The sequence below is a fragment of the Haloferula sp. genome (genome assembly GCF_049672945.1).
In the GTDB taxonomy this organism is placed as follows: Bacteria; Verrucomicrobiota; Verrucomicrobiia; order Verrucomicrobiales; family Akkermansiaceae; genus Haloferula.
Genome location: NZ_JBATWY010000075.1, coordinates 1 through 15,354 on the forward strand (window position 1 = coordinate 1; position 15,354 = coordinate 15,354).

General features: G+C 59.3%; 10 protein-coding genes. 7 read left to right on the top strand and 3 right to left on the bottom strand.

Going from position 1 to position 15,354, the window contains the following annotated elements; all coding sequences use genetic code 11:
• The 3 genes from WBG04_RS06205 to WBG04_RS06215 all read left to right on the top strand — a co-directional run.
• On the top strand, positions 1-227 hold a 227-nt coding region (locus tag WBG04_RS06205), incomplete at its 5' end, for a hypothetical protein (RefSeq protein ID WP_424313513.1).
• 69 nt (positions 228-296) lie between these two features.
• A complete protein-coding gene (locus tag WBG04_RS06210; protein ID WP_424313514.1) occupies positions 297-1,445 on the top strand; it encodes a glycosyltransferase family 4 protein in 1,149 nt (382 codons plus the stop codon).
• 108 nt (positions 1,446-1,553) lie between these two features.
• The gene (locus WBG04_RS06215; RefSeq protein WP_424313515.1) at positions 1,554-4,082 is read left to right on the top strand and encodes a glycosyl hydrolase family 28-related protein; all 2,529 of its coding nucleotides are present in this window, start codon (positions 1,554-1,556) and stop codon (positions 4,080-4,082) included.
• A gap of 38 nt (positions 4,083-4,120) precedes the next feature.
• Here the strand turns inward: WBG04_RS06215 and WBG04_RS06220 are convergent, their stop codons facing one another.
• From WBG04_RS06220 to WBG04_RS06230, 3 genes are all read right to left on the bottom strand, one after another.
• Entirely contained in the window at positions 4,121-5,833 is a 1,713-nt protein-coding gene (locus WBG04_RS06220) for a CIA30 family protein (RefSeq protein ID WP_424313516.1), read from the bottom strand.
• Positions 5,834-5,918: 85 nt separating this feature from the next.
• Entirely contained in the window at positions 5,919-7,544 is a 1,626-nt protein-coding gene (locus WBG04_RS06225) for a cation:proton antiporter (protein WP_424313517.1), read from the bottom strand.
• 124 nt (positions 7,545-7,668) lie between these two features.
• The gene (locus WBG04_RS06230) at positions 7,669-8,454 is read right to left on the bottom strand and encodes a hypothetical protein (RefSeq protein ID WP_424313518.1); all 786 of its coding nucleotides are present in this window, start codon (positions 8,452-8,454) and stop codon (positions 7,669-7,671) included.
• An 84-nt stretch (positions 8,455-8,538) separates the two neighbouring features.
• Here WBG04_RS06230 and WBG04_RS06235 point away from each other — a divergent pair, with 84 nt between their 5' ends.
• The 4 genes from WBG04_RS06235 (at position 8,539) to WBG04_RS06250 (ending at position 15,351) form a co-directional block, all read left to right on the top strand.
• Positions 8,539-9,384 carry a septum formation inhibitor Maf gene (locus WBG04_RS06235; RefSeq protein WP_424313519.1) on the top strand — a complete coding sequence of 282 codons (846 nt, stop codon included), beginning with the start codon at positions 8,539-8,541 and terminating at the stop codon, positions 9,382-9,384.
• Positions 9,385-9,510: 126 nt separating this feature from the next.
• Complete coding sequence (locus tag WBG04_RS06240; RefSeq protein WP_424313520.1) at positions 9,511-10,083, top strand: sigma-70 family RNA polymerase sigma factor; 573 nt, start codon at positions 9,511-9,513, stop codon at positions 10,081-10,083.
• Positions 10,084-10,150: 67 nt separating this feature from the next.
• Positions 10,151-13,882, top strand: coding sequence for a WD40 repeat domain-containing serine/threonine protein kinase (locus WBG04_RS06245; RefSeq protein ID WP_424313521.1), 3,732 nt, complete (start codon positions 10,151-10,153; stop codon positions 13,880-13,882).
• 119 nt (positions 13,883-14,001) lie between these two features.
• Positions 14,002-15,351, top strand: a complete 1,350-nt coding sequence (locus WBG04_RS06250) for a thrombospondin type 3 repeat-containing protein (RefSeq protein WP_424313522.1) — start codon at positions 14,002-14,004, stop codon at positions 15,349-15,351.
• The last annotated feature ends 3 nt before the right edge of the window (positions 15,352-15,354 follow it).

Consider the following 15,354-nt stretch of genomic DNA (forward strand, 5'->3'; position numbering starts at 1 on the left):
TGCTGAAGTCGAGAGTCTCCGTAATGGAGCAAACCACTGACTGGAGAGCCGGATGCGGGAGATCCGCCTGTCCGGTTCGGAGGGGGGAGCGGCGCAAACCAATGCGCCGTTCCTACCTCTATCCAGGCTTCGACGAGGATCCAGGCTGCGAGGGCGAGGAGATGGTTGGGTTTCCCGCCGGTGAGCCAGGCACCTTTTTCGAAGTCATGGTAAGAAGGGGGGTGTAGGTTGGATGGATCGCTTTGAATTTCAGTTGACACCTTGATTGTCGGTTTTCCATCTATGGCTTTTTGAAGTTGAGAATTGTCATCACATCGACGCATCAGCGGGTGGACGGTCCGGATGGCGTCAATTACTTCATTTTCGGTTTGGCGGACGAGCTGGTTGGGCGTGGACATGATGTTAGCGTGGTCACCGCGTTGGAATGCGATGTCGAGAAGGTTCGGGAGATGTTCCGGCTGCGTCATACTGTTCCGATCATCTCGCTCACCGAGCACACCAAGCCTGGAGTCCAAAGGGAGCGTCTCAAGGTGTGGGCTGGGCGGGGACGCCGCCAGGTGAGGGCGTTGCGGCCGGATCTGGTGATCATCAACGGCACGCTTCCACTGCGCTTGAGTGACAATGATGCGACGGTCCTTCACGATTGTTGCGACTGGCATCTTGGTCAGCAGCCGCTGGTTTCGAGGTCACTGCATCGGTGGGCCCGCGCTCTGGGGCGCTTCCTCGGCTACCATTTGAGTCGCCACCTGATCTGCACTTGTGGAGAAATCAGCGAAGTCGTCGGCCGTGAGGTGCCGTTTACCGCCCGGAAGTGCAAGGTGATCCCGATCGGGACGCGGATGCAGGAAGTGGTGGCGGTTTCCGAGCGCGAGCGGCTTCTGGTACATATCGGGACCGCCTCCCACAAGAATCCGCTACCTACCTTGAGGGCCTTCGCAAAAATGGAAACTCCGGATGTCAGGCTGGCATTCATGGGTGGCCCTTCGGCCGAACTTGAGGCCGCCGTCTCGAAGCTTGCGCCGGAGATTCGAAGCCGCGTCACGCTCACTGACTTCCTGCCGCGGTCCGAGTTCCTGTCGTTGCTCCAACGGGCCCGCGTGGTGAGTATTCCCTCGGATTATCCGGTGGCGGTATGCTCTCCCAGTGCACTGGAATCCCTGGCCGTGGGCACGCCCGTTGTCTGCTCGGAGAGCATCAGCCAGGACGTCGTCCCTGAAGGAGTCTGCGGTTTTCGCGTCAAGCTGACCAACTACGAGACGGAAGCCGCCAGACATCTTGATGATCTTTTCGGCGATGATGTGCTTTGGCAGACGATGAGCCGACATGCGCAACGCCACAGCGCCCGCTTCTCCTTTGACGAGGTCTCCAGCTGCTACGAAAGACTCCTGCCCGGGATGGTGGCGAAGGAGGAAGGGCCTGCAGTTGCGACCGTGGGGGGATCGTGAGCGGAGTGGGAATCGAGGTTTTTCCGAAGGTTTCAGCTTCTTTTCCTCCTGCTTCGATGGAAAAACCAGAAGGTTTCTCACGTTGATGGGCAGTTCCTCCAATCACCGATGACGTCTTTCTCCCACACCTTGTTTTTGACGCTGGCTGCCTTGATGGCCATGAACCTCACCGTTCCGGGTGCTACCAAATGGAAGGTGGTCACCCCCACCTACCCGACCACCGACGTGGTGGTGGTGGGTTGCAATGTGCTCGACTTCGGGGCCAAGCCAGACGGCCGCACCGATTGCACCGGGCCATTTCAAAAAGCCCTGGATCAGATGGCCGCGGACGGTGGCGGCACGGTCTTCGCGCCGAAAGGGCGCTATGTCTTCCGTGGGAACCTGGTTGTGCCGCGCTCGGTGACCCTGCGCGGGGAATGGAAGGCACCGACGGCCGACGACCGGAGTGTTGAGGGCACGATCCTGATGCCGTACGCCGGCAAGGGCAACTCGGAAGGGACCTCGTTCATCAGGGTCGGTGTCAGTGGCGGGGTGAAGGATCTCTCGATCTGGTATCCCGAACAGTCCGCCGATGACCCGACCCCCTACCCGTTCTGCCTGGAGCAAATCGGCATGGACAACGCCACCTTCGAGAACCTCACCCTGGTCAACCCCTACCTCGGGATTCGTATCGGTCCGCAGGGCAACGAGCTGCACTACATCCACAGGTTCTACGGCACACCGCTCAAGACCGGCATCCGCTATGACTCGACGACCGACATCGGGCGCCTTGAGCAAATCGCATTCTCGCCGTTTTACTGGAGTCAAAGTGGTCTGCCGGACTCCCCGTCGGCTTCTGAGCGGTTCGCCACCTGGCTCAAGAGCAATGCCACTGGCATTCACATGTTGCGTAGCGATTGGGAATATGTCGATGGAGTGAGGATCACCGGCTACCAGACGGGATTCCGGGTGACCGAGGGGGAACGGGGTGCCGCCAACGCCCAGTTCCGCCGCCTCATCATCCGGGACTGCGTCACCGCCCTGTCGGTGGAGAAGACGAACCCCTACGGCATGGTGTTTACCGAGTGCTACTTCGGCGGCTCGGAACACGGCGTGCTGCTCGGCAGCGAGTTTGATTCCGTGGTGATGTTTTCCAACTGCATTCTCGCAAGCAAGGATGCGATCGAGTCCCAAGGTTCCGGGGTGGTTCTGATGGGACAGTGCCGCATTGACGCCGGCGACATCGGCTTGAACCGCGGTAGCCTCTCGCTCGTGGGATCGACCCTCAAGCACCCCGGGAGCAGGATCCTGGTCGGCAAGGACGTGACCGGCGTGGTCATCGCCGACTGCACTTTCGCCGACGGCCGAAACCCGGTGGTGAACCAAGCCGATGAATCGGTGGTGCAGATGTCTGGCCGACCGATCCCCTTGGTGGAAATCCCGGAGTACCCCAAGCGGACCGACCGTGAATTCAAGCCTGCGGGTCCCGGCTTCCAGGTGATCTCACCGGGCAAACGCGGGGACGAGACCCCGCGCATCCAGCAAGCCCTCAACGCCATCGCTGCCGGCGGAGGAGGCACCGTCTTTCTCTCCGGTGGGGACTACCGGATCGAGGGGAACCTGAACGTGCCCACCGGGGTTGAACTCCGCGGCATTCACGACGTGCCCCACCACACCATGGGCGGAGGCAGCATCCTCCATGTCTATCCGAAGAACGATCGTCCGACCGTCACTTTGGAACCGCGCAGCGGACTACGGGGTCTGTCATTCCACCATCCGGAGCAGAGCATGGATGACGTCCGGGAGGACCCGTTCCTGATTCAGGGCCGCGGCGCCGACATTCACATTATCAACGTCAATGCCTCGAATCCCTACCAGTATCTCGATTTCATGACGCACCGCTGTGATAACCACTACGTCAATTACCTTTCCGGTGCCCCGCTCAAGACCGGCATCGCGATCGGCGGCGGATGCCTGAGTGGCGAGGTGCGCAACACGCAGTTCAATCCCCACTACGCCCGCCGTCCGCCCCCGCGCAATCCGCTGTTCAACCCCGGCAAGTTTGGAGACCGCTTGTGGGCCTTCCAGAAGGAGAACCTCGACGCGATCATCGTCGCCGATTGCACCGACCAGTTTCTCCATCAGAACTTCGTCTTCGGATCCCTCTATGGCATCCGTTTCACGAAACAGAAAGGCGCCGGACCCACCAACTGCATCAGTCACGGACACGGCACCGACGGATCGAAGGTCGGCGTCTTCTTCGAGCACGGCAGCGAACGCATCACGATGATCAATTCCGAACTCGTCGCCATGTCCTCCGAAAACAAGACCGCCATCAAGCTTGGCGAGGACTTCGAAGCGGTTGCGATTCTGGTGAATACGATGGTGTGGGGGACACCGGACCTGGTGGCCGAGGTCGCTGGTGGCGTCCTCGCCCTGCAGAATCTCACCGCTACCCGCCATGGCGAAGGTCTTCTTGTCGGCGAGGGCAAGCTTCATGGGACCAACCTCAACTTCCTCGAGCGCAAGGCCGTCAACCTGCAGACCCGAAAGGTGCAGGCTGAGGCCACGTTAACGGGGATCGTCGTTCGCCGCGCCCTGAAGGGTCCGTCGTCAAGTGGCAAGATCAAGTTCGATTTCGTAATCGAACGTCCGTAATGCGTTGATGTCCGCCGCGGAGCGGAGATGCTCGGGCCTCAGTGGGTGACCGCTTCGTAGACCCGATCGAGACCGCTGCGGAGGAGCCAGGCGCGCTCGGTGGCGTCCGTCTTGTCGGCACGTTCGATAAGGCTGCTGAGGGCTTGGCGGACGGCTGGATCGATGGACTCGTCGTTCGCAATGTTGGTCAGGCATTGACGGTAGATATCAGCGCACTTTTCATGATCTCCCTTATTGAAGATCGGTACCCCGCGCTCGATGGCTGCTTCGATTCGATCGCTGGTTGAAGGAGACGTGGCGGCGCGGGATTTGTTCTTTGGCATCGTCTTTTTCTCAGGAAGAAGGACCTTGTCGATGACGTGGATCACTCCGTTGTCACAATCGATGTCGGTCTTGAGGATGGTTGATCCGTTCACCTTGAACGAACCATCCTCGATAGCGAAATCCAATGCCTCGCCGCTGAGAGCGGTTGCCGATTTGGCATTGAGTGCGTCACCGGCGGACACCTTGCCTTTGATCGCATGCGTCGACAGGATCTTCGTCAGTTGCTCACGGTTTTCCTTTTTGAGAAGGGATTCGATGGTTCCCTTTGGCAGGGCGGCAAAAGCTTCATCCGTCGGTGCGAGAATGGTGAGGGGGCCTTCGCTCGAGAGAGCGTCGCTCAATCCTGCAGCCTCGACGGCGGCCAAGAGCGTTTTGAATTTGCCTGCCCTCTTCGCGACGTTGGCAATGTCATTCTTCGGAGCAGGGGGCAGAAGGACGGAGTCGATCACGTGGATGATGCCATTAGAGCCCTTGATGTTGGCGTCGATGAGGGTGGCGTCGTTGACCCGGACGCTGCCCTTTGAGAAAGCGATCGCGAGTTCACCTCCCTGAAGGGTCCCGGCTTTGCCTGCTTTGAGTGCGGTGGAAAGGTCGACGGAATCTGCGATGACGTGGTATTTCAGGATGGCTTGGAGTTTCTCTCGGTTCTCAGGCTTTAGAAGCTCTTCCACGGTGCCTTTCGGGAGTTTTGAGAAGGCCTTGTCCGTGGGAGCGAAGACGGTGAATGGTCCGTCGCCGCTGAGTGCTTCGACGAGCTTTGCCTCGCCGAGTGCCGTGGCCAAAGTTTTGAAACGTCCGTCAGCGACTGCGAGGCTGACGATGCTGTTGGACTGAGGTTTTTCGCCATTTTCGCCATAGGTCCGGATCCAATCGACTTCGAGTTCGAAGGGACCGGTTTTTTTATCTCCAAGCAGAAGTCCAAGGCGCTGAATTTTGGCGGGATCGAACTTCTCATTCTTGAGTTTCATCCCGCGGAAGCTCCCTTCGAATTGGTCGAAGGGAATCTTCACTTCCGTCCACTTGCCTTTTTTGGTGCGGAACTCATTGGTGAAGGAAACCTCCATCCCGCGGAACCTGGCATCGGTGCCAAGACGCATCTGGTAGCTGCGGCCGTCGCCTTTGACGCGGGCGATCAGACCTTTCGCATCGCTGAGATCCAGCTCAAGGTCTCCGGTGCGGATCGATGAAAAGCCTCCGTTGTTTTCGAGGGAAAGCGTTCCGCTGAAACGCAGGATGCCGGACTTGCTGATCTCCAGTTTGCCTTTGGACAGGCCTCCCATGACACCATCATCGACGACTTGCCAATCGAGCTGGCTGGCTTCCTTCCGGTCGAATTCAGCCACCGAATTCCTTGTTGCGGCGGCAGCAAATGATGCGGCGGCGAGCGAGCTCATGGCCAAGCATAGGAGCGTAAGATCTTTTCTCATGGTCCGAACGATAGCTCGGAAACGGCCTGCGCCAGCGGAAATTTGTGGAGAGAGCTGGGAGGCCTAGAAACGCGATGGTTTTTCTTCAGTCAGTTCGCTCAGGGCGGGCTTTCCAGCTTCCCTGGGTCAGGTCGGGTCGCTGCTGGTTGAAGACATTGTAGACGTGGTTGGCGAAGTTGGCTCCGGCCTCGGCGTAGAGGTTGAAGGCGGTGTCGACACCGAGCGCACGAAGTTGCTGGATCTCCTCGTTGAATTTGCCGGAGGCGGCGACGACGCCTGCGAAATCGTGACGATTGAGGGTCTCGATCGCATGAATGTTGGCGCTGTGCTTTGGCATGGTCAGGACCACGAGGTCGATGTCATCGCGAGGTCGGACCTTTTCCCAGAAGTCGGAATCGGTGGCGTCGGCGAGCATCACGTTGCGCTCGGCTTCGCGGTGGATGGCGACGGATTTCGGGTCGCGATCGAAGCCGATGACTCTTCCGGGAAAGCGCTGTTCCAGGGCGTGGTAGACAGCGAGCCCGACGCGGCCCATGCCGAAGATGGCGATCTGCTCGCCCTTTTCGCGGATGGGGAGGTCGTCGGGGTGGCGGCCTTTGGTCTGGAAACGTTTGAGCCAGTCGCTGATCGGATCGTAGAGCTTTTCAGCACGTCGATTCAGCGGGGCGACGATCAGGAAACTGATCGACAGGGCGATGGCCATGGCGACCAGCCAGTCGGGGCCGATCCAACCCTTGCCCACTCCCAGCGCCATGACGATCAGGCCGAATTCACTGTAGGTCGAAAGGGTCATGGCGCTCATCCAGGCGGTGCGCGCCCGGAGATGGAAGCGGGTCAGGAGCAGGAAGAAAGCGACGCTCTTGATCGGAAGGAGGAGGATCATGAACCCCGCCCAACCAAGACTCATCCACGAAACGCCTCCCTCCAGGCCGACTTGCAGGAAGAAGCCGACAAGCAGCAGGTCGGTGATTCCGTTCAGGGATTTTCCCAATTCTTTCGAAGCCGGATGGTAGCCGACGAGGATGCCGACGAAGAGCGCTCCGAGGTCTGATTTCAATCCCACCGCCTCGAAGCCCGCGGCCCCAACCACTACAGCCATGAAGAGTCCACAAAGGGTGACGAGTTCCCCATGGCCGCTGCGACCGAGCAGCCAGCCGAGTGCGGGGCGGGCGGCGATCAGCGCGGCGATGACTGCAATCGACCAAGGCGAGGGGATTTTGCCGGTCGAAAAGGTGAGAAAAAGGACTGCGAGGATGTCCTGCATGATCAGGATGCCGATCGAGATCCGCCCGTGCATCGATCCCATGTCGCCATTTTCCGAGAGGCTTTTTACCGCGAAGACGGTGCTGGAAAAACTCATCCCAAAGGCGAGTAGCAGTGCCGTCGACCAATCGAGGCCGGCCGCCCTGCCGACCAGGACCGAGACGCCGAGCAGGATTGGCGTGAAGAGCCCGATGATGAGCGAGGCGTGGATGCTGGTGCCTGCCCAGATTTCGGGGCGGGCGAGGCTGCGGACCCGGAGCTTCAGGCCAATGCTGAACAGCAGCAGGGTGACGCCAAGATCCGAAATGATCCGAAGGGCTTCGCCGCCGGTCTGGCCGAAAGCCTGAAGGATAAAGCCCGCTAACAGAAAGCCGACGAGGGGAGGGAGTCGAAGCCGCTGAGCGGCTAATCCGAAGACAAAAGCAGTGCCGATTAGAAGAACGTCCATGTTTAGGGGAAGTGACAACGATCGATCTGCCAATTGGCGGGCCAATCTACGGATCCCGCGTTAGCACGAACCGCACCGATGCCAACCCTTTAGCCGGAGAAAGTCCCCGGGGCTCCTTAGAGGCCTACTCCGGAATGCCGAGGTCGACCGTTCCTTTGGAAAGGAATTTAACGCCGCTGACTTCGGTGAAGCGCATCTGTTCGCCGATTTTTCCATCCTCCATTTTAAAGGTGCGATGTCCGCTGGCGAGTTTGACCCCGTCGACATCCTGAAGCTCGTCGAGCGTCAGGAACTTTTCGGGTCCCGGTCCGTTCGGGGCGACCAGTTTGCTGGTAACGATGTAGTAGGCACCTCTGGTCAGCTTGGTTTCCGGATCGATCAGCAGCACGTAGTAGTCGTCGGGCGAATCGCCAGCTTCCTCGGTGTAGGTGATTTTCACCTGAGTGTAGTCCTTGCCTTCGAAGGTCATGGGCTCGTCGAGCCGCTCGAAAATCGCATTCTCGTCATTGAAGACGAAAGGGATCCCAATGAAGTAGAAGGGGGTAAGGGCCCAGAACTGATGGGGCGGCGAGAACTCGGCGTCGGCGGGACGGATCCATGATTCGCCGCCACTGATGCCGAAAGTGATGTCCTTGCCCACCACTTCGTGAGCCACGTCCAGCGTCGTGACGTCGACCGTCTGAACCGTATCGACGATGGCCTCAGGGCCCTTGTCGCTCATGTGGTAGGTCCATTGGAATTGGAGCTGCCCATTGTCATACCATCTTTCTTTGCCGCCATGAGCCTCGATGGATTCCATCACCAGATCCCGCGCCGGGTTGGTGTCGGTGGTGGATTCGCTTTCCGGTGGGCTGCAGCTGCTAGCGAGGAGTCCGAGCACCGAGATGCCGATGAGGCTGAGGTCTTTCATGGCGGACGGTTCCATATGACCCCGAGACGGCAAGGGGCAATTTCGCCATCTGGCATTCTGGAGGATCTCTGCCATCTTGGCACCATGAAAGTTGTCATCTCCCTGCTGCTCATGGTCAGTCCCATTCTTGCCGACCAGAAGGTAAGAGACTTCTGGTTCGCTGGGGCGGAGATCAGTTCCTTTGAATTGTCTCAGTCGCGATATGGGCAGAACCATCCGGGTCACGCCGAGCTGATCTTTGTGACCGAGCCCTTTCTCGTCGACGAGCTGGTCAAGAATGAGAGCGGGAAAGCAGGTTCGACCGATGTGCTCAAACTCAATGCCCTGACGACTTTCAATACCGGCTTCTATTCGTATCGGACGATGACCAGCACTTTCCGCCCCATTGATCTGGCAAAGTTTCCGCATGCGCTGAAGTCGACGACTTCGATTCAGGATTGGTGTGGTCAAGCCTTCCAGCAGTTTGGTTTCAAGGGGAATTCGTGGGAAGTGGAGCTTCGATCCTATTTTGAAAAGGCGGGGGATCAGAATTTCACGCTTCCCGGAACTTATCTTGAGGACGAGCTGTGGGTGACGCTTCGTCTCGATCCCGAAAAGCTCCCGGTGGGCAAGGTGTCGGTGATTCCGGGGGCGGTCTTTACTCGCTTTGCGCATCAGCCGATCCGCGCGTCCGAAGCCGCGGCTTCACTCGAAACGGAGGGAAGCACTTCGGTCTACACCCTCGGCTATGCGGACCTGGGACGGAAGCTGAGTATTCGTTTCGATGCGGAGTTTCCCCATGTGATCCGCGAATGGACCGAGGAAACGAAAACGGGGACGACCAGGGCGACACTCAAGAAAAGGATGATGAACGTCGATTACTGGAATCTTAGTAAACCTTCGGACGCGTCCTTGCGTAAGAAGCTCGGTCTCGAGCCCGTCGCGGATTGATCGACCCTTTCTCGCCGATCAAGGAGCCGGATCGGTGCTTCAGTCGTCGTTGGGATTCCTGATGATTGTGTTGGTCCGTTACGGAGCCGGGGTTGACCAGCTCTCCACAGCAAATATGGTGACCTGATGGAAAGCTCGCATCTTGATGGGGATTTGGATCCCAAAGAGGCGGGGCGCAATGCATCGGAAATGCTGCCATCCTTGTATGAGGATCTTCGAAAGCTCGCGTTGCGGAAAATGGCTGGCGAGTCGCCCGGGCAGACCATTGGCGCGACGGCGCTCGTTCATGAGGCCTATCTCAAGATCACAAGAAGCCAGGAAGATGATTGCTGGGACAATCGGGGTCACTTTTATACGGCGGTTGGAGAGGCGATGCGGCGGATCCTGATCGATCGGGCCCGGCGGAAGAAAGCGGTCCGGCATGGTGGGGAGTGGGTGCGGACCGAACTCGACAGCATCAATGCTCCGGCGATCACTCCCGACAAACCCGAGGAGCTGCTCGCGCTCGACGAGGCTCTTTCCGAACTCGCGGCCGAGGACCCCCGCAAGGCCAGGCTGGTCGAACTCCGCTATTTTGTCGGTTTGAGCGTGGAAGAAGCCGCCGAGATTCTCGAGATCTCAACGGCGACCGCCAAACGTGACTGGGCCTTTGCCCGTGCCTGGTTGCACCACGCAGTCGGCGAAAAACTGAAGGGATGAACATGCATCATCCGGGAACATCGGGTGATCCCATTCGATCCGAAATCTCGCGTTTAAGGAAAGCCCCATGATGAAAGAAGCCCGGATTTTCTCCGAAGCCCTCGACCGATCCTTGGGAGAGCGGGGAGAATATTTGCGTGAGGCCTGTGGCGGCGACGATTCCTTGCGACGGAAGGTCGAGATGCTCCTGAGCGAACATGAAGAGGGATCCGGTCTTCTTGACGAGCCGCTTGAAGGGCTTGATCAGCAGCTTCTCTCCCTAGGCATCTCAGGGGAGCATCAGCCACCTTCTGCGAATTCCGGGATGTCCGATGATGGCACCCGGATCCTCTATTTTGGCGAATACGAACTCCAGGGGGAGATCGCGCGTGGTGCCATGGGAGTGGTCTACCGAGCCTATCAGACTTCGCTGAAACGGATCGTGGCGGTGAAGATGATCCGCTCGAACATGCTCGCCAACGAGGACGACGTGGCGCGCTTCCGTACGGAAGCCGAAGCCGCCGGTTCGTTGGATCATCCCAACATCGTGCCCATTTACGAAGTCGGTGAGTTCGAAGGGCAGCACTATTTCAGCATGAAGCTCATCGAGGGGGACACCCTCCGCGAGCACCTCGAAGACCTTCAACAGAATCCGAGGCAAACCGCCACCCTCATGGCCAAGGTCGCAGCTGCGATTCATGCCGCCCATCAACGAGGAACGCTGCACCGCGACCTCAAACCCAGCAACATCCTCATCGATGCGGACGGCGAACCCCATGTCACCGACTTCGGCCTCGCCAAACAGATGGAGAGTGTGAGTTCGGCCACGCTGTCGGGCCAGCTCATCGGGACACCCAGCTACATGGCTCCCGAGCAGGCGGAAAATGTCAAGGATGTCACCACTGCCGCAGACATCTACGGCCTCGGAGCGATGTTCTACGAACTCCTCACCGGGGTGCCTCCGCACCGGGGCGATTCCATCATGGAGACGCTCAAGCTCATCTCAGAACAGGAGCCCGAGCCTCCCAGCAAGCACAACCCCGGGGTTGATCGTGATCTCCAAACGATCGCCATGAAGTGCCTCGAAAGAGATCCCGCCAAACGATTCCTCTCGGCGAGGCAATTGGCCGACGATCTCGAACGCTGGTTGCGAGGTGAACCCATCCATGCGCGCCCGGTGGGCGCTGCGGAATGGGCGGTGAAATGGATGAAGCGGAAACCGGCACAGGCGACCGCCGCCCTTTTGGGGGTCTTGTTGCTGCTCATGCTTGGCATCGGTGGTCCGCTGGTGGCCCTTCGTCAAACGAGTCTCAAGAACGACGCGGTCAAAGCGACGGACATTGCCGAGCAACGGGCGGAATCCCTGCGCAAGCAGATGTATGCCTTCGAAATGATCGCCGCATCTGGTGAAGCCGCGACCCCTGACGGAATCCCAAAGATCGAACGCTGGATTCCCGAACCCGATTCCGAACTCGCAGACCTCCGTGGCTGGGAGTGGTACTATGCAAGATCGGTCAAGGATGCTCCGCTCGCTCACTACGACACCCATCGTAGTTCCCCGGCCTTTGCTTGGAGTGAAAAGAACGGAGTCCTGCTGCTGCTGGATGGCAGCCACACCCTGTCGGAGTGGGAGTTTTCAACGGGACGAATCCTCAATCTGGGGCGGATGCCCGCCAAGGTGGATTCCTTCGAAACCGTTCCCGGCACCGATGAAATCAAGCTGTTCTCCGGCAGCAAGAAGATGCGCAAATCCCTGAGCAGCGGCGAGGAGACCGTGGTTTTCGAGATTCCGCATGAGGACTACAGCAGCGCTTGGAGCCCCACGGAAGACCGCTTGGCTTTCCTCAGCGAGCGCAGTCCCGAACTGAAAAACAACAGCATCCTGAGGATCTGGTCTCAAGGTGAGGCTTGGAACGAGGTTCCCTCGGTCGAACTGAATGGGGCTTCGTCGAGCAACATCGCCTGGAGCCACGACGGAGAACGCTTCGCGATCGCGATCGAACCTTTTGGCAGCCTCGCCATCTATCACGCGGCGACAGGCAAGAGTGAGGGCATCCGGAATGTCACCGGTAGAATTACCGGCATGCAGACGCTGGCGTGGAGTCCGAACGGTGATCTGATTGCGATGGTCTCCGAAGATGGTGAAATTTTTGTGGTGCGCAGAGACGGCCTTCTGCCTCCTGAGGGGTGGAGCACGGTCTCTTCTTCTGGCTCCGTGAATGTCCTGGCGTGGAGTCCTGATGGAACGCGGCTGGTGAGCGGGGGAGACGATCGGATTGTTCGAGTCTGGGACATCAACACGGGCAAGGAAGTCCTCTCTTTTCGCGGTCATACGGACTCCATCACGACCCTCGCCTGGAGTCCGGACGGCCAGTGGATCGCATCGGGTCAGCGTGGCGGCATGGTGCGTATTTGGAATGCGGCTGAGGACAGTCGCCCATTGCGCCTCCAGATCGAACCGCCGCTTTCGCCAAACACTCTGGCGTGGAACCCTGAGAACGATCACATCGCCATCGCGGCCAACCAGGAATGGGCCTACACCGGAGTCGTCCTGGAATTGCCCACCCGCCAGATCCAGAACCACCCCGGGTTCTTTGTGAAAAATGTGGCTTGGAACCCTGACGGAACACGACTCGCCGCCGCGCGCTTGGATGGAGCGGGCGACCACCTCGAAGTCTGGGAAAGGTCGAGCGGCAAGCGCCTTTGGGGAGAGGGCCCCGGGAGCTCGCAAATCGCCTGGGCTCCCGATGGGAAAACCCTCGCGGCGATGGTCTACGAAGGTGATCTCCTGCTATACGACGGCGAGGATGGATCCGTCCTCCGGATGATCAAGGCGCTCTCTCCCGATCAACGGACCGAACGCCCGACGCACCAGTTTCGCTTCAGCCCCGATGGAGCGACGCTGGCCTGGGGTCAGGCGGCGGGAAGTCTCGCTTTCTTCGACCCCGGCACAGGAAAGCTTCAGCGCGAACTGCAGGGACACACTGCCCGCGTCAACGTGGTCGACTGGAGCCGCGATGGCGCCAGGATTGCCACCGCCTCTGAAGACCACACCGTCCGCATCTGGAACGTCGCGAGCGGCGATACCGAAGTGACCATGCTCGGCCACTCCGCCTCCGTGCTCGACCTCCGCTGGAGCCCCGACAACACACGCCTCGCCACCGCCTCACTCGATGGAACCGTGCGGCTTTGGAACCCCGCGACCGGAGCCGAAATGGCCCGCTACGCTTGTCCCGCCGCGATGCGCAGCATCGACTGGAGTCCCGATGGCACCCGGCTCATGGCAGGCGGTGACGACGGGATCGTCTTGTTTGATGCTCGGCGCGGATTCCAGGTCGAAGCGCAAGCGCGCTTTCAAGATCACGCCAAAGAAGGGGGGTGGGACGCGGCGACTGATCAGGCCAAACAACTGCTCGATCGTTCTTCTAACAAGGACCAAGCCCGCTGGGCGCAGACCGGATGGTGGTATCGACACGGCAAGGAATCAGACACCCAACCTCCGAATGCTCCCTTTGATGGCAAGTGCTCGGAATGGAAGCAGGATGAACAGAACAGCTCGCCATCGCGGATCGACCTCGAAGGGCTCCTTGGCGAGTGCGGTGATCAACCCGCCTGGCTGACGACCCGCGTCTTCTCACCCCGGGAACAATCCATCCGCCTGGAGGTTTCCGGACCCGGAGAGGTGCCGGTCTGGCAAGCGATGCAGCAGATCCAAGAGGCCGACCGCATCACGCTTCAAGAAGGTTGGAATACCTTCAGTCTCCGCCTATCCGACTGGAATTCCGGGGATCTCATGAACGTCACACTGCTTCCCGAGTAGTTTTTCTCAGTCGCCGGAAAGTCCTGAAAAGGAGCCTGTTTCGTCATTGTTAGAAAGAATTCGGCAATTTCTTCGATTCGATGATCCCACCCTCGCGGAAATCTCGCGTGGTAGGATAGATGAATTTTTCTGCGATATCCGTTTTCTCCGGCCAGAAATGCCACTGGCTCGGATTGCTGGTTCTGCTTTGCGCCCAGGCCCACGCCGCTCCGACCATCACGAGTTTCAAGATCATTGGTCCTAACATCGAAATTGTGGTCGAAAACGTGCCCGCTGCCGAGGAGCTGCGGATCCAGACATCCGGCGCGATGAATACCTGGCCCAAGCTCATTGGTTCGACCGTCACCAATAACGGCGGTGGGAAGTTTACCTTCACTGCTCCCAAGCCCTCCGCCACCAAGGCATTCTACCGGGCCATTTCCATCCAGCTGGGTGCCGGCGTCGACCCGGATGGCGACGGACTCCCGACCGCGTTGGAAAGTACGGAAGGCTCGGACTTCGCCCTTTTCGACACCGACGACGACGGCTTTTCCGACGGGGTGGAATATGCCTACGGCACCGACCCGCTCGATCCTGACAGCAAACCGGTGTTTGTGGATCTTCCGACCGTTAACTTCGTGCTGGCCCATTCCACGGCCTCGGAAGGCTCAGGCCCGCACCAGATGCAAATCGAATTTGATCGTCCATACAGCGGCCTGGTGAACTATGCGGTGAACGATCTCGGCAACACCACGGTCGGAACCGACTTCACCCTCGGTGCGAACGCGACGTCGACGTCCGGTTCCATCTCGATGAACGGCACGTCTGCCTTCATTCCTCTAACAGTCATCAATGACGATGTGGTCAGTGGCCAGCGTGCAGTCATCATTGATATCAAACCCAATGGGGAAGAATATTTTCTAGGCGGTCGGTTTACCCACATCGTCATCATCGAGGACAACGACGCCTGGTGGACGGGATCACTGATTCCCGCCTCGGGAGAGAACGATGGCCGGACCTTCCGCTTGAAGATCGCCGACACGGGAGCGGGAGTCACCGCAACCTTCGGTGCCGGTGCCGGTGAGGATGGCTTGCCAGTTCCGGATGTGGAAGCCGGTGGCGGTGCTCCGGCCATTGGTGCCACCAGCAATTCAAGCTCGATCATTCCTGATGGCAGTTGGCCGGCGGTCGTCAATGCCGCGAGTAGTTCCCGCTTCAGTGTGGTCTCACCCGAACTCCCGGTTCCTCCCGGGAGCCTCTTTCCCAACGATCAGATCCGACGGGTGCTTTCTTTGAATGCCCAGCCTTCGCTGAACGCTCCCGGCCGCCCGCACATCCTTGGTGGGGTTCGCTATCTTGGCGACTACACGGAAAGCCTTGCCAGCAGCTCGGGCGCGTCGCTCGCCAGCTTCCCCGGGAGCTTCATTCTTGTTCGTGATATTCCTTCACCGCTGCCGGTGCTTTCCAAACTCGTTCCTGCTGCGCCATGAGCC

Coding starts and splice junctions, on each gene's coding strand:
- WBG04_RS06215 (WP_424313515.1), top strand. CDS start 1,554: ATGACGTCTTTCTCCCACACCTTGTTTTTGACGCTGGCTGCCTTGATG.
- WBG04_RS06220 (WP_424313516.1), bottom strand. CDS start 5,833: ATGAGAAAAGATCTTACGCTCCTATGCTTGGCCATGAGCTCGCTCGCC.
- WBG04_RS06225 (WP_424313517.1), bottom strand. CDS start 7,544: ATGGACGTTCTTCTAATCGGCACTGCTTTTGTCTTCGGATTAGCCGCT.
- WBG04_RS06230 (WP_424313518.1), bottom strand. CDS start 8,454: ATGAAAGACCTCAGCCTCATCGGCATCTCGGTGCTCGGACTCCTCGCT.
- WBG04_RS06235 (WP_424313519.1), top strand. CDS start 8,539: ATGAAAGTTGTCATCTCCCTGCTGCTCATGGTCAGTCCCATTCTTGCC.
- WBG04_RS06240 (WP_424313520.1), top strand. CDS start 9,511: ATGGAAAGCTCGCATCTTGATGGGGATTTGGATCCCAAAGAGGCGGGG.
- WBG04_RS06245 (WP_424313521.1), top strand. CDS start 10,151: ATGATGAAAGAAGCCCGGATTTTCTCCGAAGCCCTCGACCGATCCTTG.
- WBG04_RS06250 (WP_424313522.1), top strand. CDS start 14,002: ATGAATTTTTCTGCGATATCCGTTTTCTCCGGCCAGAAATGCCACTGG.